The following is a 20,540-nucleotide window of genomic DNA, read 5'->3' as shown; positions in this document are numbered from 1 at the left end:
ATGGCGCGACTGCCGTTGCACCGACCCGCTGGAGGCCCCGTGACCGACGTCCGAAACGACCCGTCCACCGAGGTCAACGGCGTACCACTGGGGCCGACCGGGCAAACCCGAACCGGGCTGAGCGCCGATGCGCTGCGTGCCGCAGTGACCGATCATCTGGTGTACTCCATCGCGCGCCCGCCGGCGGTGCTGACCCCTGAGCACTACTACAAGGCGCTATCGCTGGCGGTGCGTGACCGCATGCAGAAGCGGTGGATGGCCACGACGCAGAACTGGCTGGACCTGTCGGCGAAAGTGGTCTGCTACCTGTCCGCGGAGTTCCTGATGGGCCCGCAGCTCGGAAACAACCTGCTCGCGCTGGGCATCGAGGAGCAGGCGCGCGCGGCGCTGGCCGAGCTGGGCCAGGACCTCGACGTGATTCTGGCCTGCGAGGGCGAGCCCGGGCTGGGCAACGGTGGCCTGGGCCGGCTGGCGGCGTGTTATCTGGACTCGCTGGCCGCGCTGGAACGGCCGTCGGTCGGTTACGGCATCCGCTACGAGTTCGGCATCTTCAGTCAGGAGATCAGCGACGGCTGGCAGGTCGAGAAGACCGACAACTGGCTGGTGCACGGCAACCCGTGGGAGATCGACAAGCCCGACGCCAGCTACCTGGTGAACTGGGGCGGGCACACCGAGTCCTACACCGACGTCACCGGTAGGCAGCGGGTGCGCTGGGTTCCTCAGCGGGTGCTCAAGGGCGTCGCCTATGACACCCCGGTGCAGGGCTACGGCGTCAACACCTGCAACACATTGACGCTGTGGAGCGCGCGGGCGGTGGAGTCGTTCGCGCTGGACGCGTTCAACACCGGCGACTTCTATCGCGCCGTGGACGAGGAGGTCATCTCCGAGACGGTGTCGAAGGTGCTTTACCCCAACGACGAACCGGAGGCCGGCAAGCGGTTGCGGCTGCTGCAGCAGTACTTCTTCGTCACCTGCTCGCTGCAGGACATCCTCGACATCCACCTGCACCGCGCCCACCGTCCGCTGCACGCGCTGCCGGACAAGTGGGCGATCCAGCTCAACGACACCCATCCGTCGATCGCGGTGGCCGAGCTGATGCGGCTGCTCATCGACGACCATCAGCTGGACTGGGACACGGCCTGGGACCTGACGGTACGCACGTTCGGCTACACCAACCACACGTTGCTGCCCGAGGCGCTGGAGACCTGGCCGCTGAGCATCTTCGGCGAGGCACTACCGCGGCACCTGGAGTTGATCTACGAGATCAACGCGCGCTTCCTCGACGAGGTGCGCGCAGCGTTCCCCGACGACGACGACCGAGTGCGACGCATGTCGCTGATCTCCGAGGACGGCCGCAGTGTGCGGATGGCGCACCTGGCCACCGTCGGCAGCCACACCGTCAACGGGGTCGCCGCGTTGCACTCGGAATTGTTGAAGTCCAGCGTGCTCAAGGACTTCTACGAAATGTGGCCGCAGCGGTTCGGCAACGTCACCAACGGGGTCACGCCGCGGCGCTTCCTGACGCTGTCCAACCCCGGGCTGCGTGAGCTGCTCGACGACACCATCGGGCCGGGCTGGATGACCAACCTGGACCGCCTCAAAGGGTTGGAGTCCCGGGTCAACGACCCCGAGTTCCGTCAGCGCTGGCGAGAGGTCAAGCGCGCGAACAAGTCCCGGCTCGCCGAGTACGTGCACGCCAGCACCGGTATCGAGCTGGATCCGACCTGGATGTTCGACGTACAGGTCAAGCGCATCCACGAGTACAAGCGGCAGCACCTGATGGTGCTGCACATCATCGCGCTCTATCACCGGCTCAAGTCCGACCCGAGCCTGTCGATACCGCCGCGGGTGTTCATCTTCGGCGGCAAGGCCGCACCCGGCTATTACATGGCCAAGCGGATCATCAAGCTGATCAATGCCGTCGGCGAGACCGTCAACGCCGACCCGGAGGTCAACCGCTGCCTGAAGGTGGTGTTCCTGCCGAACTTCAACGTCAAGACCGCGCACCTGGTCTATCCGGCGGCCAATCTCAGCGAACAGATCTCCACCGCCGGCAAGGAAGCGTCGGGCACCGGCAACATGAAGTTCATGATCAACGGCGCGTTGACCATCGGCACGCTCGACGGTGCCAACGTCGAGATCCGGCAGGAAGCCGGTTCGGAGAATTTCTTCCTGTTCGGGCTGACCGAGGCGCAGGTCGCCGAGGTCAAGGCGCACGGCTATCGGCCGCTGAACCATGTCGAGTCCGACCCGGAGCTGGCCGCGGTGCTGGAATTGATCGCGCGCGGCGAGTTCACCCGCGGTGACACCGAGGTGCTGCGCCCCATCGTCGACAATCTCATCCACGACGACCCGTTCCTGGTGTTGGCCGACTACCGGGCCTACGTCGATTGTCAGGCCGAGGTGTCGAAGGCGTGGCTGGAGCCGGACGCGTGGTCGCGAATGTCGATCCGCAACACCGCACGCAGCGGACGGTTCTCCTCCGATCGGGCGATCAAGGAGTACTGCGACGGCATCTGGGGCGTCGGCCCGATGTCGGTCCCGCTCTGACTGGCGATTTCGGCGCGCTCGCGGACGCTGGGCGTCGCAAACCGCGCCGAAATCGGTCCGGTGACGCTCCGGTCACGACCCGGTCACCGCGCGGCGTGCTGGGCGGAGGTCGCGTCGGTGGACGCCTAGGTTGACGCGCGTGGCCCACCTCGCACGCCGGATCCTGCGCGTCGGCGCACGCGTGGCCGTCGCGTTGTCCCTGACTGCCGCACTGCTGACCGTGACGCCGCCGACTGCGGCGCAGGCATTCTCCCGCGCGGGTCTGCCGATCGAGCAACTCGATGTCCCGTCGCCGTCGATGGGTCGCACCATCCGGGTCGAATTCCAGCACGGCGGACCGCATTCGGTGCTACTGCTCGACGGACTGCGCGCTCAGGACGACCACAACGGCTGGAACATCAACACCGCCGCATTCGAGTGGTTCCACGATTCCGGTGTCTCGGTGATCATGCCGGTCGGCGGTCAATCCAGCTTCTATGCCGACTGGTATCGGCCGGCGAAGGGCCATGCCGGCACTCTGACCTACAAGTGGGAGACGTTCCTGACCCGCGAGCTGCCGAACTGGCTGGCCACCAACAGGGGCCAGGACCCGTTCGGTAACGCCGTTGTGGGACTGTCGATGTCGGGCAGCGCAGCCTTGACTCTGGCGGCGTGGCATCCCCGGATGTTCAAGTTCGCCGCATCGCTGTCGGGATATCTGGCGCCGTCGCGCGGGTTGTGGCCGACGCTGATCAACCTCGCGATGCAGGACGCCGGCGGCTACAACTCGTTCGACATGTGGGGCAAGCCCGGCTCACCGGCGTGGCTGCGCGCCGACCCGACCGTCAACATCAACCGACTCGTCGCCAACCGCACCGCGCTGTGGATCTATTGCGGCAACGGGGTGACCTCGGATCTTGAGCCCGGCGCCGACTTCGGCACCCGGTTCAGTGCGGGCTATCTGGAGACCATCACGCTGAGCACCAACAAGGAGTTCCGCGACAAGTACCTCGCCGCCGGCGGACGCAACGCGGTCTTCAATTTCCCGCCCAACGGCACGCACAGCTGGGGGTATTGGGGAGCCCAGCTGCAGGCGATGAAAGCCGACATCATCAGGCTGTTGGCACCGCCCCCACCCCCACCGCCGCCCCCACCGGCACCGGCGGCGCCTCCCCCACCTGCACCACCAGCGGGGTGAACGGGTGCGCCAGGCCCGGCACGAGTGACTTGGGTAACCACACGGCGCTATGACGCCCGATTTTCGCCACCCGGTTACGCAAGTCACCCGTCGAGCGGGTTGACCTACTTCAGGTGCGGCTCGAGCAACGTCGACCACGCATTGTCGAGCTGGAGGTACTCGTCCTCACAACCGTCGGCGCGCTCCTGCGGCAGTGCGCCCTCGCCGACCAGATCAGCGTTGGCATCCGGGTCGGCGCCGTAAATCCAGCACTGCAGGTTGTAGGTGCGTGTCTCGTCGAGGGAATGGACGTCGGCGAAATCGTCGGCACCGAGCTCTGCCCGCTGGTCACCCAGCGCCTGGAAGGTGCGGGCGAAATCCTTGACCGCCTGCACCGAATCGGGATCCGGGCGGCCGTCGTCGCCGGGCGCCAGCAGCACATAGGCGGCCAGTTGGTCGGCGACGTCTTCCTCGCGGCCGGTCACCGGCAGGTCGTAGAGGCTGATCACCATGTGTCCCACCTCGTGATAGAAGGTGGCGATCTCGGAGTTCAGCGCCGACGCGGTCGGGTCCGGCGAGCCGTCTTCGGTAAACGTCGCCAACGCCAGATCGACATCCTCGTAACACAGCGTGACGCTGTCGTTCTCGGGATCCCAAAACGCGTTGGCCTCACCGCATTCGGCGCCGATCAGCTCGACGTCATAGGGCAGGATCAGCGATTCGTTGATGTCGTCGGCGAGGTCTTCGAGCAGGGTGTTGTCCTGCAGCAGCGCGCGGCCGTTGACCGCTTCGGGGCTTTCGGCGTCCTGGTAGGTGACGATCATGGTGCCGCCGCCGTCGTCGGAAGCTACGTCGTCGCTCTGGGTCGGCGCCGCAACCGGAGAGGTCTGCGAGGGAGCCTCCTGCGCTCCCCCCGCGCATCCGGCCGCCACCAGCGCCACCGCCAGACCCGCCACCACGACACCACGCATGAACCACTCCCCTGGCTGTTGTCCCGAAAGAGCTCTCACGGTAGTCAACGGCGTGCCGTCACGACGCGGTATTGACGTTCACGGACTCAACCCGCGCAACAGCACCTCGAGGCCGAACTCGAACGCATCGTCGGCGCGTTGGGGTTTCGGCGCCCCGGTGGCCAGCGCCGCGGCCAACTCGGGCACCACCTCGGCTCGCGCGAGCCACGGCTGATCCGGAGCGGCAACATCAAGTGCGGCGCCCAGCACGAACGAGTCCATCAGCGTGATGGCGCGCAGCGTGTCGGCAGCCGAGAAGCCCGCCCGCGTCAACGTCACCGCCAGTGCGTTGTACATCGTGATCGCCTGCGGGCTGTTCACCGCGTACTCGGTCAGCAGCGGAATCAGTTGCGGGTAGCGGGCGTAGCTGTCGCGATAGGACCGCATGATGTCGGCGACGATGTCGCGCCACGGCCGCGCAGGGTCGTCGGCGGGCAGTTCGACCTCGGCCATGGCCCGTTCCCGCAGCAGCTCGACGATGTCGTCACGGCCGGACACGTGGTTGTACAGCGACGACGGCTGCACATTCAGCTTGTGTGCCACCGAGGCGATGGTGAAGCCGCCGGTGCTGACCACCAGGTCCAGCGCGGCCTCGGCGATGCGGTCGGTCGACAGCAGTCGGATGCGCGGACGACCCATGGCGAACCTCCCACTTGCGCAGCCCGGTGACGCAGTTCACAATAAACGAACTTTATTCGTTTTAGGAGCGGGATGCTGACTCTCACCGCCGATCCGGCCCCACCGTTGTCCCGGTCGACGCCGTCGGACCGGCCGCCCCTGCGGGTCGGCCTGATGCAACATCGATGGCGCGAGGACCCCGCCGAACTGGTCACGACGCTGCGCTCGGGCATCGATCGGGCCGCCGCCGAGGGCGCCACGGCGGTGTTCCTGCCCGAGATCACCCTGTTGCGTTACCCGGCCGACGTCCGCGGTGGCAGCGCTGCGGTCGCACTGACCGAGGATCTGACCGACGGGCCGACGTTCGCGCTGGCCGCCGAGGCTGCGAGGGCCAACGGCATCTTCGTGCACGCCTCGCTCTACGAGCGGGCCCCTGACGCCGAGGCGCCGGGGTTCAACACCGCGATCCTGGTCTCGCCGGCCGGGGAACTGGTGGGGCGTACCCGCAAACTGCACATCCCGATCTCGGCGGGCTACTACGAGGACACCTACTTTCGCCCCGGCCCGGGCACCGATCCGTACCCGGTCTACCAACCCGATGGCCTGGGCGCCCGCATCGGGATGCCGACCTGCTGGGACGAATGGTTTCCGGAGGTGGCGCGCTGCTACTCGCTGGGCGGCGCCGAGGTGCTCGTCTATCCGACGGCGATCGGGTCGGAGCCGGTGTTCCCCGACTTCGACACCCGTCCGCTGTGGCAGCAGGTCATCGTCGCTCACGGCATCAGCAACGGGTTGTTCATGGTGGTGCCCAACCGGGTCGGGAACGAGGGTGCCCTGTCGTTCTACGGTTCGTCGTTCATCTCCGACCCGTACGGCCGGATCCTGGTGCAGGCGCCGCGCGACGACGAGGCGGTGTTGGTGGCCGATCTCGACCTCGACCAACGCCGTGACTGGCTCGAGTTGTTCCCTTTCCTGCTGACCCGCCGGCCCGACACCTATACGGCGCTGACCGAAGCCGTTGACACACAACACCCTTACGGCGTGGGTCAGCGAGCCACCGAGGTCATCCGATGAGTTCGGTGTTGTTCACCGGCGGTGTGGTCTGGACCGGCGGGGCAGACACCGACGCCGTTCTGGTGACCGACGGCCTCGTCGAAGCGCTCGGTGACGCCGCCCGCGCCCGGGCTGGAGCGGCCCAGCAGGTCGACCTCCAGGGCGGTTTTCTGATGCCGTCGTTCGGAGATGGACACGCCCACCCGCTCTACGGCGGTCTGGAGGCGGTCGGACCCCCGGTGCGACAGTGCACGTCGGTCGAGGAGATCGTGCACGCGGTCCGGCGGTACGCCGACGCGCACCCTGACCAGGACTGGATCGTCGGCGCGTCCTACGACGGCAGCCTGGCACCCGGTGGGCTGTTCGACGCCCGCTGGCTCGATGCCGCTGTGCCCGACCGCCCGGTGGTGCTGCGCGCCTGGGACTACCACACGGTGTGGTGCAACACGGCGGCGCTGCAGCGTGCCGGCATCACTGCCGACACCCCGGATCCCCCATTGGGTGAGATTCCGCACCGCGCAGACGGTTCGGTTCTCGGGACGCTGCGGGAGTGGGGCGCTGTCGATCTGGTGACCGACGTGATGCCGCCCCGCGACGAGCAGACCCGGATCGACGCGCTGGGCACCGCCGCCGACTACTACCTGGCCCGCGGGGTGACGTGGGTGCAGGACGCGTGGGTGGAACCGGCCGACGTCGCGACCTACGCCGAGGCCGCGCGCCGTGGGGTCTTGCGCATGCGGTTCAATCTCGCGCTGTACGCCGATCCCCGATACTTCGACACGCAGGTGACGCAGTTCGCCGAGCAGCGAGCCCTCGTCGAGCAGGCCCGCAACCCGCTGCTCACCGCGCAGACGGTGAAGTTCTTCGCCGACGGCGTGGTCGAGAACGAGACGGGTGCTCTGTTGGCACCGTATTGCTCTGGCCTGCACAGTCATACCGGCATGCGCAACTGGGCGGGTGAGTCGCTGGCCGAGGCGGCGCGCCGGGTGGACGAACTGGGGTTGCAGATCCACATCCACGCCATCGGTGACGCCGCGGTGCGTCAGGCGCTCGACGCCGTCGAATACGTGGTGCGCCACAACGGTCCCCGCGACCGCCGCCCGGTGATCGCGCACTGTCAGCTGGTCGGCGACGCCGACCTGTCCCGGTTCGCCGCCCTCGGGGTGATCCCGAACATGCAGCCGCTGTGGGCGCAGCTCGACGCGCTGATGACGGTCCTCACGGTCCCGCGACTGGGCCCTGAGCGTGCCGAGAAGCAATACCCGATTCGCACCCTCGACACCTCGGGCGCCGCATTGAGTTTCGGCTCAGACTGGCCGGTGTCCTCGGGTGCGCCATTGGACGGGATCGCGGTGGCCACGTCGCGACGCACCGCCGAGGGGATCCCGGCCGGCGGTTGGACGCCCCACGAGATCCTTCCGATCGAGCGCGCGCTGTCGGCCTATACCGCGGCGGTGGCCTATCAGGGCTTCGCCGAGCAGACCTGGGGCAGCATCGCCCCGGGCGCCAGTGCCGACCTGGTCTGGCTGGATCGCGATCCACGAACCGTCGCCGCCCTGGAGCTTCCCGGCGTGGACGTCCGGGCCACCTACCTGCGGGGTGCGCAGGCATACCGGGCCGAGAACTGAAAGGTTGAGCATGACTGCGGAATTCCTCACCGGAACCCACGAGAGCAAGCTGAAGCGTGCGCTCGGCACACCCTCGCTGGTGCTGTTCGGTCTGGTGTACATGGTGCCCCTGACGGTGTTCACGACCTACGGGATCGTCACCGAGACTTCGGGTGGTCGGCTACCGCTGGCCTACCTGGTGACGACCGTCGCGATGGTTTTCACCGCACTGTCGTATGCCCGGATGGCCGCGGCCATTCCGATCGCGGGCTCGGCCTACACCTACACCCAACGCACCTTCGGTCCGCCGGTCGGCTTCGTTGCCGGCTGGTCGCTGTTGCTGGACTACCTGTTCCTGCCGATGATCAACTACCTCGTCATCGGGTTGTATCTGAACGCGGCGCTGCCGGGGTTACCGAACTGGGTCATCATTGTCGTCGCGATCACCGTGGTCACGGTGCTCAACATCGTCGGCATCGTGTCAGTGGCGCGCACCAATTTCCTCATCATCGCCGTGCAGGCGATCTTCATCGTGGTGTTCCTGGTGCTGGCCCTGGGGCAGGTCGCCGGTTCGGGTACCGTCAGCCTGCTGGCGCCTTTCACCGGGGACGGCAGCGCCGCCGGGATGGGCCCGCTGTTGGCCGGCGCGGCCATCCTGTGCCTGTCGTTCCTGGGCTTCGATGCGGTGTCCACGTTGTCCGAGGAGGCCAAGGACGCCAAAAGGTCGGTGCCGCGGGCGATCATGATCGCCACCATCGTGTCCGGGGCGATCTTCATCACCCTGTCCTACGTGTCGCACCTGGTGTTCCCGTCGCACGACTTCACCGATGTCGACTCGGGATCGCTGGATGTCATGGTCGCCGCCGGTGGGCGGTTCCTCGATACCTTCTTCACCGCGGCCTACGTCGCCGGAGCCCTGGGTTCGGCATTGACCTCGCAGGCCTCGGTGTCGCGGATCCTCTACGCGATGGGCCGCGACGGGATCTTGCCGCGCAAGGTGTTCGGACACATCTCGGCACGGTTCAGCACCCCGGTGTACGTGATCCTGGTGGTCAGCGTCATCTCGCTGGCCGCGATCGTCATCGACCTCGGCATGCTGGCCTCGCTGATCAGTTTCGGCGCGCTGGTTGCCTTCTCGGCGGTGAACCTGTCGGTCATCAAGCACTACTTCGTCGATCGGGGCGAACGCAATGTCGTGCTCAACGTCATCCTGCCCGGCATCGGGTTCTCGCTGACGGCGTGGTTGTGGACCAGTTTGTCCGGGCAGACATTGGTGTTCGGATTGATCTGGATGGCCGTCGGCCTGCTGTGGCTGGTGGTGGTCACCCGTGGATTCCGCCGGCCGACCCCGGTGCTCGACCTACGGGAGTGACTCGTCGCCGAGCGCGACCGGGCGCGCCTCGGCGCTCCACTGTGACCATGAGCCGGGGAACAGCGCGGCGTCCACACCGGTGACTGCCAGCGCCGCGACGACCACCGCCGCCGTCACGCCCGACCCGCAGTAGACGGCGATGCCGTTGCCGCGATGCACGCCCCGGGCGTCCAACGTCTCGGTGAGGTCTGCCCGCAGGCTGCCGTCGTCGGCGAGCAGATCGGTGCTGGGCAGATTCCGGGCGCCGGGGATGTGGCCGGCGACCGGGTCGACGGGTTCGTCGTCACCGCGGTAGCGCTGCGGTGAGCGGGCGTCGAGCAACACCGCGGTGTCGGCGGCCTCGTCGGCGGTGATGGTCGGCAGCGCGCCGTGATACAGGTCCTCGTGGGTGACGGTGACATCACCGGGCGCGGGCGTCACGACGCCGGAATGCCGTTCGCCCTGCCACGCCGCCAGTCCGCCATCGAGGATGCGGACGTCGGCGATGCCGGCGGCTTTGAGCACCCACCATGCGCGCGCCGACCCGGCGCGGTTCCAGTCGTCGTAGACGACGATCGGGACGCCGGAACGCACACCCCAGCGTCGAGCGGCGGCCTGCAGCGTAGATCCGGACGGCAACGGGTGGCGTCCGCGCCCGGAGACGCTGTGATCGCTGAGCTCGTCGTCCAACGACACATACACCGCGCCGGGTAGGTGTGCTGCCGCGTAGGCGGCGGAGCCGTCGGGTTCGGACAGCGACCACCGCACGTCGAGCAGCGTGATCTGCGCACCGTTGTTGAGCAGCCGGGCCAGCTCGTCGGCGCTGATGAGCACGTCGCGGCGGGTCACGGCGAGATCCCCCGGTGACGCGCTCATCGTGCCAACTTAGCGATGTACGGCAGGATTGCGACCGATGGTTGAGACCGAAGGGGTTGCGGAGACGTCGCGGCGCCGGCACATCGTGCGGTTGGCCCTGTTCGTGGTGCTGCTGGGGGTGTTGTTCTACCTGGTGGCCATCGAGCGCGTCATCGACGTGGGCTACATCCGGGCGGCCATCGAGTCGACCGGCCCGCTGGCGCCGTTGGCGTTCGTGGTGATCTCGGCGGTGATGGGCGCGGTGCTGGTGCCCGGGCCGCTGCTGGCCGGGACCAGCGGGTTCCTGTTCGGGCCGCTGCTGGGCACGTTCACCACGCTGGGCGCGACGGTCGGCACCGCACTGATCGCGAGCTTCGCGGGCCGACGCGCCGGCAAGGAGAGTGCTCGCGCGTTGCTGGGACCCGCGCGTTCTGCCCGCATCGACGGGCTGATCGCGCGCGGCGGCCTTTGGGCGGTGGTGGGCCAGCGGTTCGTGCCGGGCGTGTCCGACGCGCTGGCGTCATACGCGTTCGGGGCCTTCGGCGTGCCGCTGTGGCAGATGGCGGCAGGTGCGTTCATCGGGTCGGCGCCCAGGGCGTTCGTGTACACCGCGGTGGGCGCGTCGATCGCCGAGTTCTCCGCGCCGCTGGCGTTCGCCGCGATCGCGGTGTGGTGCGCGATGGCGGTGATCGGCGCATTCGCCGCGCATCGCGGCTGGCGCCGGTGGCGGGCCGGGCGCGCCCGCCGCGACACCCCCGACGCCCCCGAGCCCCGCGACACTCCCGAGCCCCGCCAGTGAGCAGCCTCGGCTGCTATTCCGGCGATCTCGTGACGCGGAATACGATTCCGCGGTATGTCGACCGTTGAGGGCCGAGCGGTGGTCCTCACCGACGAGTTCCGCCACGCGCTGGCGCTGCTGGCCGGTGGGGAGCACCTGTTCCTGACCGGCAAGGCCGGCACCGGCAAGTCGACCCTGATCCGGCGTCATCTGGCCGACACCGATCGCAACGTCGTCGTGGTGGCCCCGACGGGCATCGCCGCGTTGAACGTCGAGGGCTACACCATCCACCGGCTCTTCGGCTTTCGCGCAACGACGACGCTGCACGACGTGGTCTCCGGCGCCTACCGGCCCGGCCGGTTCAGCAAGACCCTCGCCTCGCTGGACGCGCTGATCATCGACGAGGCCTCGATGGTGCGCGCCGACGTGTTCGACATGGTCAGCGCCGCGTTGCAGCGATTCGGCCCGCAGCCGGGCACCCCGTTCGGCGGGGTGCAGATCGTCCTGGTCGGTGATCTGTACCAGCTGCCGCCGGTGGTCAGCGAGCATGAATCGGCCTTCTTCTCGTCGACCTATGACACCCCGTACTTCTTCTCGGCCAAGAGTTTCCGGCGCGACGACTTCCCCACGGTGTCGCTGACAACGGTGTTCCGTCAACTCGGCGACGACCGGATGACAGCGATTCTCAACGAGATTCGTGAGGGTGTGTTGCTGGGTCACGCGCAGGAGCAACTGAACGCCCGCGCCGACCGGGACTTCGTCCCGCCCGACGACGAGCTGTGGCTGACCCTGGCGCCCACCAACCGGCTCGTCACCGCCCGCAATCGCCAACAGCTGCAACGCCTTCCCGGTGACGAGATGGTGCATCAGGCGCGGGCATCGGGTGACCTGACGCTGTTCGAGGCGCCGGTGGAGGAAACCCTGCGGTTCAAGGTCGGCGCACAGGTGATGATGCTCAACAACGACCAGCACGGTCGCTGGGTCAACGGCAGCATCGGCCGGGTGGTCGGGGTGGGTTACGACCGCTACGGCGCCGTTGTGGAGGTCGAGTTTCCCGACGGCTCGGTCGCCGATGTCACCCCGTTCACCTGGGAGGTGACGCGACCCGTGGTCTCGGGTGCCTCGTTGGGTCGTGAGGTGGTCGGCTCCTACACCCAGTTGCCGTTCAAGCTGGCATGGGCGATCACGATCCACAAGAGCCAGGGCCAGACGTTGGACCGGGTGGTCGTCGACCTGACCGGCGGGATGTTCTCCACCGGCCAGCTGTACGTGGCGTTGAGTCGGTGCACGTCACTGTCCGGCCTGGTGCTCAAAAGACCTGTGCTGCCCAAGGATCTGAAGATCGACCGGCGGATCGCACGCTTTCTGCGCAGTGCGGGCGGCACGTCGGATGCTCGGCGGTACTGCGCGATCGGGATGCTGACCGTCGGTGACGAGGGACGGATGTCACGGCCGCGTCCGGTCGAACTGGCGGTGGCTTTCGACGACGGCACCGCGATCTCGACGCTGATCAACCCGCAGCGCGATCTGGCCGACGCGCGAACGGCGTTCGGCATCAGCGTCTCCGACGTGCTGCTGGCACCGACGCTGCGCGAGGTCTGGGCGGTCATCGCGCCGATGCTGGAGGGGTGGACGCCGGTTGGTGTCGGTGTCGACGACCAGTTGGGACTGCTCGATTTCGAGCTCAAGCGACTCGGCTACGTGACCGCGATGCCGCTGGGGGTGCCGCTGCGCGACGGACGGGTCACCGGGCGTACCGCGCTGGAGCGGGCCCGCTCCCAGTTGGCGATGCACGTTGCCCAGGACGCCGAAATGGGCTCGTCGGCGTTCTCCGAACCTGCTGCAGACGAGTCTGTTTCGGGTCTGCTGGTCAGTCGCGACCCGGATATCAACACTCCGGTGGCAGAACACCTGCCCGGCTTGTCGGCGCTGCTGCGGGTCAGTCGTGACGTGGGCGCGACGCTGCTCGGGGCCGCGGTGACCCGCGACCTCGACTCGTCGTGGGATGCCGCGGCCCGCCAGTCGGTGGCCGATCAGTTGGGTGCGGCAGCGGCGCGGGTCACGCTGCCCGCCGAGGTGGCCGCGCGGCTGCGCCAAGCCTCCCTGCTGTTGGGGGTGGACATCGACGTCACGCAGTCATGTGCGGAGGAACAGCAGGACATCGCCGCGGTTCTGGTGCCGGGCGCGCGGATCTGTTTCACCGGCACAGCTGCCGACGCCGACGGTCGGGTGCTGGAGCGGTGGGAGATGGAGAACTTGGCCCGGGCTGCGGGGTTGGCACCGGTGGCTTCGGTGACCAAGACGCGCTGCGACGTGCTGGTCACCGCCGAAGCGGGCACGCAGTCGGGCAAGGCGCGCAAAGCATCGGAGTACGGCAAGCCGGTGTTCTGCGCGACCGACTTCTTCAGCTGGCTGGCCACCCACCCCCGCCCCGCCGCGGAATAGAGTTTCCGGGGCGCCGTGGAATCATGGCGCACGTGCCTGTGTCGACCGCGTTCGCCTCCGACAACGCCGCTCCGGCGCATCCGGCGGCGATGGCGGCGCTACAGCAGGTCAACACCGGCTCGGCCGCGGCCTACGGCGCCGACCAGGTCAGCACCGAGGCTGCCGACGCACTGCGGGCGACGTTCGAGGCACCCGACGCCGAGGTGCTGTTCACCTTCACCGGCACCGCGGCCAACATCATCGCGCTGGCCTCGGCGGTGCGGCCGTGGCAGGAGGTCCTGTGCAGTGACATCGCGCACGTGCTGGTCGACGAAGCCGGTGGACCGGTGCGATTGTCCGGGGCGCCACTGACCCGGCTGCCCAGCGACGACGGGTTGATCGATCCGACCGCACTCGACCGTCACGCGGCACGCCGAGGCCCGGTGCACCATTCCCAGCCCCGCATCGTCAGCATCACCCAGTCCACCGAGAACGGCCGGGTGTGGAATCCTGCGGCGCTCGCCGAATTCGTCGACCACGCCCACGATCTCGACCTGCTCGTCCACATCGACGGTTCGCGCTTGGCCAATGCCGTTGCCGCACTAGGTGTCTCAGCCAAAGCAGCAATTGGCGACGCGGACATCGTCACGGTCGGTGGCACCAAGAACGGCATGCTGTTCGGCGATGCGCTGCTGATCCGCCGACCCGAGCACTTTGCGGGTATCCGCTTCGTGCAGAAGCAGATCGGTCATCTTGCCAGTAAGAACCGGTTCGTCGCGGCGCAGTTCTCGGCATTCTTGCGCGACGGGCTGTGGCTGCGCACCGCAGCGCACGCCAACACGATGGCCGCCCGGCTCGGCGCCGGCTTCGAGCGGGCGGGCCTACGGTTGGCCTGCCCGGTCGAGGCCAACGAGGTGTTCGTCGAGCTCGACGCCGACACTCACCGCGCGCTTGGCCGGCACTACGCAGCACACCAGCCCGATCCCGACGTTGCGGTGGTGCGATTCGTCTGCGCGTGGTCGACGACCGACAGCGAGGTCGATCAGCTACTGGAGACCGTCCGCGCGCTGAAAAACACCTCTTAGCCACCGGGTTTCACACGCTCCATCGCGTGGTAGCCAGTTCCGTACAGTGGATGTAGAGGACAACCGACACAAAGGAGTGAGTGTTGCCGCGCTATCAGCTGCCCGACACCGCCGATCTGCGCAGGCTCGGCGAACCCCATGAGATCGCCGTCACCGTATACGCCGAGACGCAGCCCGGACCGGATCATCGTGACAACAATCTACTGACCGCCAAGAGCGCCGTCGACACGGCACTGCGTTCGGCGCGTCAGCGCGGTGTGGCGTCGGCCATCGAACAGCGTCTGCGCGACAGGTGGGACGAGATCGCCGACTCGGAGCTGTGGATGCGCCCGTCGCGGTCGCTGGCGATCTTCATCGCCGACGATTTTCACGAGGTTTTCGTGCTGCCGAATGCGTTGCAGAACCAGTCGCAGGTCGGCACCTTTTTCGATATCGGCCAGCTGGTGCGCGCGGTCACCACTCCGCAGGAGGCGTATGCGCTGACGCTGTCGGCCAACGGCTGGAATCTCTGGCAGGCAACCGCCACCACCCGCGCCGAGGAGTTCGCGCTGGAAGGCCAGTACGCCGCCGACGCTGCCGACGCCACCAACCGCGCAACCATCCGCGACCGTGACCACGTCGGCCGGCTGGTTGGTGACGAAGGAAAGAAGCTGCTGCTGGAGACCTACGCCAAGCGGGTTGCCGAGGCGGTGGAAGTCGAACTGGCACACGTCGATCCGGCGGCGAACAGGCCGCTGTTCCTGTTCGCGGCCGACCCATTGCTCAGCCTCTACCGCGGTTTGGACCACAAGCGCGAGCTGGTGCTGGTGCCCGGTTCGCCCGACACGCTACGACCCGACCAGATCGATGAGGCGATCCGCCCCGGACTTTCGACCCTGAACGCCACACGCGTCACCGCGTTGGCCGACGACATCGGCGACGGCGTGGCCCGTGGCCTGGTGGCCACCGACCTCGTCGACATCGGCCGGGCTGCGGCCACCGGCGCGGTGTCCACGCTGATCTACGACTTCACCGTCGACATCCTGGGCCGGCTCGACGACACCGACGGCTCGATCACCTACAGCGACGACGGCTACGATCTGCTGTCCCGGATCGCGGTCACGGTGCTTGAGCGGGGCGGTGACGTCATCGCGGCGCGCTCGGAAGAGGTCGCCGCCGACATCTGGAACGGCATTGCGGTCGCGGGTCTGCGCTTCGCGTTGACGTGATCGGGGTACGCCTAACCCATGACCACCCCGAACGAGCCACCGGATCGGCTCACCCCGACCGAGGTGCCGGAGCGGCTGACGCCCGACGACATCCCGGAAACACCCGCCACACCGGCCACACCGCCCGAGCCCGGCCCGGCCCATCGGGCCTGAGCCACGTGTTTGGCCGCGCCGGCGGCGGGTAGCCGCGTCGGACACCCACCGACGAGGAGGTTCGATGCGCACCGCGATCGGGCCGGTATTCTGATGGCCGGCTACCCTGACTTCGACACGATGCCGATCGGCACCCGGTGGCGAGCCGGCTCGGCCGGCAAGACCCGGACCAGCACCGACCCCTACACCGGAGACGTCCTGGCCGATATCGCCCAGGCTGGTCAGGACGACCTCGACGAGGCCTACCAGGTTGCCGTTGCAGCACAGCATGATTGGGCAGAATCTCCGCCCGCCCAACGCGCCGGGGTGATGCGCGCAGCGGCGGCGACGATGACCGAGCGCAAAGACGAGATCGTGGGTTGGCTGGTCCGCGAGACCGGCGGCACGCTGGCCAAGGCGGAGCTGGAGTGGAGTCTGGTGCGCTCGGTGATGTGGGAGGCCGCATCGATGCCTCATCATGTCGAGGGCCGCATCATGGCATCCGACATTCCCGGCAAGGAGAGTCGTGTCTACCGTGAACCGGTCGGGGTGGTGGCGGTCATCTCACCGTGGAACTTCCCGATGCAGCTGTCGAACCGCTCGGTGGCACCAGCGCTGGCGGTCGGCAATGCGGTGGTGCTCAAGCCGGCCGGTGACACCCCGGTGACCGGAGGCCTGCTGCTGGCCCGGATTTTCGAAGAGGCCGGGCTGCCGCAGGGGTTGTTGTCGGTGCTCGTCGGGTCGGGCTCGGACATCGGCGACGCGATCGTGGCCCACCCGACGCCCCGGGTGGTCAGCTTCACCGGGTCGACCCCGGTGGGTAAAGGGATCGCCGAGAAGGCAGGGCTGAAGAAGTTGGCGCTGGAACTGGGCGGGAACGGGCCTTTGGTGGTGCTCGACGATGCCGATCTGGAGTTGGCGGTGCAGGCCGCGGTGTTCGGGTCGTATTTCCATCAGGGCCAGATCTGCATGCGGGTCAACCGGATCATCGTCGACACCGACGTGCACGACGAGTTTCTGCAGCGCTTCGTCGACAGAGTCAAGCAGCTCAAGGTCGGTGATCCGCGCGACCCGGACAACCACCTCGGCCCCATCATCAACTCGTCGCAGGTGCAGAGCATTCAGGACACCGTCTCCCGGGCCCGGGAGACGGTGCCGAGCTGGTGCTGGGCGGGGAGCCGTTCGGACCGACAGGCCAGTGCCTGCCGCCGCACGTCCTCACCGGCGGCAACGATGTCGCCACGGCGCGCGAGGAGGTGTTCGGCCCGGTGATGACGGTGATCCGTGCCGACGGCGACGACGATGCCCTGCGAATCGCCAATGACACCGAATATGGTTTGTCCTCAGCGGTTTTCAGCCGCGATGTCAACCGCGCGGTGCGGTTCGGACGACGAATCCAGGCGGGCATGACCCACATCAACGACGCCCCGGTCAACGATGAGGCCAATACCGCATTCGGTGGCGAGAAGAGCTCGGGCATCGGCCGGTTCGGCGGCCAGTGGGCAGTCGACGAATTCACCACCGACCATTGGGTGTCGGTGCAGCACGCGCCCCGCACGTACGCCATCTGAGCTGCGGCGCGCAGCTAGTCGAGCGTCGCCCAGAACGTGGTCAGCGCCGCCGCCCCGCGGGCCGGGTCTTCGACCATCCACCAGTGCCCCAAACCCTCGAGCACCTCGGTGCGCGCACCGGCCCGCTCGGCGGCGCGCCGGCGGTTGTCGGACTGCCCGATGTACGGGTCTTCGGTGGCCAGCAAGGACAGCCCAGGCCGGGCCGCGGCGTTCTCCAGCGCTCTGCCGGCCTCGGCCATCGCGGGCTGGGCCGCCGAGCGGTACAGCGCGAGGATCGCTGTGCCCATGTCCTCGTTCTGTTCCTCGGCCAGCGCCGCGGCGATGTCGTCGGGGATGCCCAGCGAGCGCATCAGCTCGGTGCGCGCCTGCACCCCGCCGCCCATCATGTTCTCGATCAGCTCCTCGCCGGCGCCGGGGGTCTGCCACACCTGGGCCATGTCGTGCCAGACGTAGTCCGGGTCGAACAGGCCGACGACGTCGCTGGCCCAGCTGCGCACCAGTTCGGGACGGTGCATGACGACGTTGACGACATGTCCGCCGCCCCAGTCGTGCCCGACCAGGTCGATCGGCCCGTCGATCGTCGACAGCTCGTTCTCCAGCCAGTCCCGGTAGTCCAGATAGGTGGCGGCGAACCCGTCGGGCAGCGGCGCCCCGAAGCCGGGCGGGGACAGCAGCACGACGTCGTCACGCCCCAGCGCGGCGACCAGCGGACCCCAGATGGCCGACGTTTCCGGGTTGCCATGCACGAACACCACCGTCATGACCGTCATCCTGGCACGGGTGGCTCCCCGCGTTACTCGGCGGTGTCGGACAGACCCAGCGTCGCCAGCGCCGCGGAGACCCCGACGGCGCGCAGCTCGTCGCCCGGTACGTCGGGGAACTGCAGGCAGCAGTCCTGCAGACCGCCCAGGGCGATGACCGCACGCACCGATTGATCCAGGGTCGGGTCCGGTCCGAACAGGACCCGGCCGAGCCGTTCCCGCCAGGCCAGCATGCTGTCGATGAGGCCGAGGTTGGCGATGGTGCTCAGCTCGGAGACCACCGTGACCAGATCGGCGCGGTGGGCATAGAAGTAGTCGAAGTACGCCTCCAGCAGTTCCACCGGTGTCAGGCCGTCGGCTTGCTCGCACTGTGAGACGAATCGTTCACCGCCGTCCACCAGGGGCTGGACGATGCTGCGCACCAGGTCTTCCCGTGACGCGAAGTGGTAGTACAGGGCCGGTTTGGTGATGCCCAATCGGGCAGCGATGTCCTGCAGGCTGGTGCGCTGCACGCCCTTCTCGGCGAACAGTTCGCGGGCGACGTCCTGGATCTTCTGCCGGGTGTCCGGGCGTACCGCGCTCACGGACCTACCCTAACTGACCGATCGTTAAGTAAGCTGGCGTCCGTCCACTTACCGAACGTTAAGTAAGGAGCGTGTCATGCGCGTACTGATTTCCGGCGCGAGCATCGCCGGGCCGGTGCTGGGTTACTGGCTGGCCCGGCACGGCTTCGATGTCACGGTGGTCGAGCGTGCCCCGCGGTTGCGCAAGACCGGCGGCCACGCCGTCGACCTGTTCGGTCCCGCCATGGACATCGCCGAGCAGATGGGCGTGCTGGACCAGGTGCTGGCGCACGCGACCGGGACCCATCGGATCGTCTTCCGTCGGCCCGGTGGCCGCTGGCCGGTCCGGATGGACTACGGCAAGCTGTCCTCGGCGATCTCGGCTCGCCACGTCGAGATCATGCGCGACGATCTGAGTCAGATCTTCTTCGACGCCGGTCACGACGGAATCGAGTATCTGTTCGGCGATCAGCTCACCGCGATCGACCCAGACGGGCGGGTTGATCTCGCCTCCGGCGGGTCGCGCCGGTTCGATCTGGTGATCGGCGCCGACGGATTGCATTCCGGTGTCCGGCAACTGGTGTTCGGCCCCGATGCCGGGCACACCGAGTTCCTGGGTGCCTACCTGTCGGTGGTGTCGGTGCCGAAATCTCTTGTCACAGCCGGGGAAATGCCCGGCTACCTGGATGTCGACCGGATGGCCATGATCTACACCGCCGAGCATCTCCACGACGCCCGGGCGGTCTTCCTGTTCCGGCCATCGGGGGACTTCGACTACGACCACCGCGATACGGCCGCGCAGCAACGCCAGCTGACCGAACGCTTCACCGGGATGAGCACCGAGGTGGACAGCTGGCTCGACGAACTCGGCCGCACGCCAGCGTTCTACTTCGACGCCATCACCCAGCTCCAGCTCACCAGCTGGTCGAGCGGAAGGGTCTCCCTGGTCGGCGACGCGGGATACTGTCCCGGCCCGGCCGTCGGCGGCAGCACCAGCCTCGCAGTGATCGGCGCCTACGTCCTGGCCGGCGAATTGGCCGCGGCCGGAGGCGATCACACGACGGCGTTTCCGGCCTACGAGAACGTCATGCGCGAACCGGTGCTGGGCGCACGCGCACTGGCCAAGGGAGTGGCGAAGAGCATCTTGCCGTCCTCATCGCTGAACGCGTGGGCCTTCCTGAGCGGGGTGCGACTGCTCTCCGCGCTGCCCCGCCCCGTCACCGACGCCCTGGCCCGGCTCAACCGCAAAGGCATCCGGCTCTACGACTCGATCCGGGTGCCCAAATACAGCGCAGACCGGGGTGTCACAGGCGGGCGGTGATTAGCGCCCGGTCTGCTCGGCGGCGCCGACCGGCCGGCTGTGGATGAATCCCGGCGCGACGAACTCCAGCGATCCATCCGCGCGCACCACGACGTGCACCCAGCTCACATCCTCGTCGTCCTGCACCCGCTCCATGTAGCGCGTCAGGTGCGCGAGGTCGTCGTCCTCGACCCAGGTTTCCATCACGACGCGGCTTCGCAGCGCGTTGCCGCACTCCGGGTGCGTCGGTTGCGGGTCGGGGTCGGGAAGCGAGACCAGTAGCCGTTCCTCACGACGCGTCCCCCCGTCGCAGTCGTGCACCTCACCCATCCAACGAAACGGTGCGGCCGCACCGCACATGCCGCACACCGGCCATTCCACCCACTACCCCCCGAGAAATCGACTGACCCGATTCTACCGGCGCGCACCGACATCACCGCAGCTCAGAGGCCATCTTGGGCAGCGGAGGTGACCTCAGGGGCCACACCGGCCACAGGCAGTTGCGACACAACCCCGCC

At 67.9% G+C, this 20,540-nt stretch carries 17 protein-coding genes and 1 pseudogene; 12 read left to right on the top strand and 6 right to left on the bottom strand.

Annotated elements, in window-relative coordinates; genetic code table 11:
* The first annotated feature begins 39 nt into the window (after positions 1 to 39).
* A complete protein-coding gene (locus KXD98_RS03955) occupies positions 40 to 2,550 on the top strand; it encodes a glycogen/starch/alpha-glucan phosphorylase (RefSeq protein ID WP_260761977.1) in 2,511 nt (836 codons plus the stop codon).
* A gap of 139 nt (positions 2,551 to 2,689) precedes the next feature.
* Positions 2,690 to 3,727 (top strand): esterase family protein, encoded by a 1,038-nt coding sequence (locus KXD98_RS03950; protein ID WP_396882382.1) that lies wholly within the window; start codon positions 2,690 to 2,692, stop codon positions 3,725 to 3,727.
* Between the two features lie 104 nt (positions 3,728 to 3,831).
* Here KXD98_RS03950 and KXD98_RS03945 read toward each other — a convergent pair whose 3' ends face one another.
* Entirely contained in the window at positions 3,832 to 4,677 is an 846-nt protein-coding gene (locus tag KXD98_RS03945) for a DUF4344 domain-containing metallopeptidase (protein WP_260761976.1), read from the bottom strand.
* Positions 4,678 to 4,755: 78 nt separating this feature from the next.
* On the bottom strand, positions 4,756 to 5,355 hold the full coding sequence (locus KXD98_RS03940) for a TetR/AcrR family transcriptional regulator C-terminal domain-containing protein (protein WP_260761975.1): 600 nt from the start codon (positions 5,353 to 5,355) through the stop codon (positions 4,756 to 4,758).
* 72 nt (positions 5,356 to 5,427) lie between these two features.
* Here KXD98_RS03940 and KXD98_RS03935 point away from each other — a divergent pair, with 72 nt between their 5' ends.
* From KXD98_RS03935 to KXD98_RS03925, 3 genes are read left to right on the top strand one after another with little or no spacing between them, the layout of a single operon-like run.
* The gene (locus tag KXD98_RS03935) at positions 5,428 to 6,408 is read left to right on the top strand and encodes a nitrilase-related carbon-nitrogen hydrolase (RefSeq protein ID WP_260761974.1); all 981 of its coding nucleotides are present in this window, start codon (positions 5,428 to 5,430) and stop codon (positions 6,406 to 6,408) included.
* Positions 6,405 to 8,015 carry an amidohydrolase gene (locus tag KXD98_RS03930; protein WP_313901269.1) on the top strand — a complete coding sequence of 537 codons (1,611 nt, stop codon included), beginning with the start codon at positions 6,405 to 6,407 and terminating at the stop codon, positions 8,013 to 8,015. Before KXD98_RS03935 ends, KXD98_RS03930 begins: the two co-directional genes overlap by 4 nt.
* 10 nt (positions 8,016 to 8,025) lie before the next feature.
* Positions 8,026 to 9,366, top strand: coding sequence for an APC family permease (locus tag KXD98_RS03925; RefSeq protein WP_260761973.1), 1,341 nt, complete (start codon positions 8,026 to 8,028; stop codon positions 9,364 to 9,366).
* Here KXD98_RS03925 and KXD98_RS03920 read toward each other — a convergent pair.
* Positions 9,355 to 10,221 carry a sulfurtransferase gene (locus KXD98_RS03920; protein WP_260761972.1) on the bottom strand — a complete coding sequence of 289 codons (867 nt, stop codon included), beginning with the start codon at positions 10,219 to 10,221 and terminating at the stop codon, positions 9,355 to 9,357. The genes KXD98_RS03925 and KXD98_RS03920 overlap by 12 nt on opposite strands.
* Positions 10,222 to 10,258: 37 nt before the next feature.
* Between KXD98_RS03920 and KXD98_RS03915 the strand changes: the two genes are divergently transcribed.
* From KXD98_RS03915 to KXD98_RS03890, 6 genes and pseudogenes are all read left to right on the top strand, one after another.
* Positions 10,259 to 10,999, top strand: a complete 741-nt coding sequence (locus tag KXD98_RS03915; RefSeq protein WP_260761971.1) for a TVP38/TMEM64 family protein — start codon at positions 10,259 to 10,261, stop codon at positions 10,997 to 10,999.
* 54 nt (positions 11,000 to 11,053) lie between these two features.
* Positions 11,054 to 13,423, top strand: a complete 2,370-nt coding sequence (locus KXD98_RS03910) for an AAA family ATPase (RefSeq protein WP_260761970.1) — start codon at positions 11,054 to 11,056, stop codon at positions 13,421 to 13,423.
* A gap of 23 nt (positions 13,424 to 13,446) precedes the next feature.
* Positions 13,447 to 14,487, top strand: a complete 1,041-nt coding sequence (locus KXD98_RS03905; protein WP_260761969.1) for a low specificity L-threonine aldolase — start codon at positions 13,447 to 13,449, stop codon at positions 14,485 to 14,487.
* A gap of 83 nt (positions 14,488 to 14,570) precedes the next feature.
* Positions 14,571 to 15,695 carry a hypothetical protein gene (locus KXD98_RS03900; protein ID WP_260761968.1) on the top strand — a complete coding sequence of 375 codons (1,125 nt, stop codon included), beginning with the start codon at positions 14,571 to 14,573 and terminating at the stop codon, positions 15,693 to 15,695.
* Between the two features lie 18 nt (positions 15,696 to 15,713).
* Positions 15,714 to 15,848 (top strand): hypothetical protein, encoded by a 135-nt coding sequence (locus tag KXD98_RS03895; RefSeq protein ID WP_260761967.1) that lies wholly within the window; start codon positions 15,714 to 15,716, stop codon positions 15,846 to 15,848.
* Positions 15,849 to 15,941: 93 nt separating this feature from the next.
* Positions 15,942 to 17,398, top strand: a pseudogene (locus KXD98_RS03890) (aldehyde dehydrogenase family protein).
* Positions 17,399 to 17,412: 14 nt separating this feature from the next.
* Here KXD98_RS03890 and KXD98_RS03885 read toward each other — a convergent pair.
* Positions 17,413 to 18,159, bottom strand: coding sequence for an alpha/beta fold hydrolase (locus KXD98_RS03885; protein WP_260761966.1), 747 nt, complete (start codon positions 18,157 to 18,159; stop codon positions 17,413 to 17,415).
* A 32-nt stretch (positions 18,160 to 18,191) separates the two neighbouring features.
* Entirely contained in the window at positions 18,192 to 18,743 is a 552-nt protein-coding gene (locus tag KXD98_RS03880; RefSeq protein ID WP_260761965.1) for a TetR/AcrR family transcriptional regulator, read from the bottom strand.
* Positions 18,744 to 18,819: 76 nt separating this feature from the next.
* On the opposite strand from KXD98_RS03880, the gene KXD98_RS03875 reads away from it, so the two are divergent.
* Complete coding sequence (locus KXD98_RS03875; protein ID WP_260761964.1) at positions 18,820 to 20,043, top strand: FAD-dependent monooxygenase; 1,224 nt, start codon at positions 18,820 to 18,822, stop codon at positions 20,041 to 20,043.
* Here the strand turns inward: KXD98_RS03875 and KXD98_RS03870 are convergent, their stop codons facing one another.
* Positions 20,044 to 20,352, bottom strand: a complete 309-nt coding sequence (locus KXD98_RS03870; RefSeq protein ID WP_260761963.1) for a hypothetical protein — start codon at positions 20,350 to 20,352, stop codon at positions 20,044 to 20,046.
* Between the last annotated feature and the right edge of the window lie 188 nt (positions 20,353 to 20,540).

The sequence above is a fragment of the Mycobacterium sp. SMC-4 genome, assembly GCF_025263265.1.
GTDB lineage: Bacteria > Actinomycetota > Actinomycetes > Mycobacteriales > Mycobacteriaceae > Mycobacterium.
This window is presented reverse-complemented; position numbering and strand designations above follow the sequence as displayed.

What these genes read in the sequence shown, in the direction of transcription:
- KXD98_RS03945 (WP_260761976.1), bottom strand. Translation starts at nt 4,677, where the DNA reads ATGCGTGGTGTCGTGGTGGCGGGTCTGGCGGTGGCGCTGGTGGCGGCC.
- KXD98_RS03940 (WP_260761975.1), bottom strand. Translation starts at nt 5,355, where the DNA reads ATGGGTCGTCCGCGCATCCGACTGCTGTCGACCGACCGCATCGCCGAG.
- KXD98_RS03935 (WP_260761974.1), top strand. Translation starts at nt 5,428, where the DNA reads ATGCTGACTCTCACCGCCGATCCGGCCCCACCGTTGTCCCGGTCGACG.
- KXD98_RS03930 (WP_313901269.1), top strand. Translation starts at nt 6,405, where the DNA reads ATGAGTTCGGTGTTGTTCACCGGCGGTGTGGTCTGGACCGGCGGGGCA.
- KXD98_RS03925 (WP_260761973.1), top strand. Translation starts at nt 8,026, where the DNA reads ATGACTGCGGAATTCCTCACCGGAACCCACGAGAGCAAGCTGAAGCGT.
- KXD98_RS03920 (WP_260761972.1), bottom strand. Translation starts at nt 10,221, where the DNA reads ATGAGCGCGTCACCGGGGGATCTCGCCGTGACCCGCCGCGACGTGCTC.
- KXD98_RS03915 (WP_260761971.1), top strand. Translation starts at nt 10,259, where the DNA reads ATGGTTGAGACCGAAGGGGTTGCGGAGACGTCGCGGCGCCGGCACATC.
- KXD98_RS03910 (WP_260761970.1), top strand. Translation starts at nt 11,054, where the DNA reads ATGTCGACCGTTGAGGGCCGAGCGGTGGTCCTCACCGACGAGTTCCGC.
- KXD98_RS03905 (WP_260761969.1), top strand. Translation starts at nt 13,447, where the DNA reads ATGGCGCACGTGCCTGTGTCGACCGCGTTCGCCTCCGACAACGCCGCT.
- KXD98_RS03895 (WP_260761967.1), top strand. Translation starts at nt 15,714, where the DNA reads ATGACCACCCCGAACGAGCCACCGGATCGGCTCACCCCGACCGAGGTG.
- KXD98_RS03885 (WP_260761966.1), bottom strand. Translation starts at nt 18,159, where the DNA reads ATGACGGTGGTGTTCGTGCATGGCAACCCGGAAACGTCGGCCATCTGG.
- KXD98_RS03875 (WP_260761964.1), top strand. Translation starts at nt 18,820, where the DNA reads ATGCGCGTACTGATTTCCGGCGCGAGCATCGCCGGGCCGGTGCTGGGT.
- KXD98_RS03870 (WP_260761963.1), bottom strand. Translation starts at nt 20,352, where the DNA reads ATGGGTGAGGTGCACGACTGCGACGGGGGGACGCGTCGTGAGGAACGG.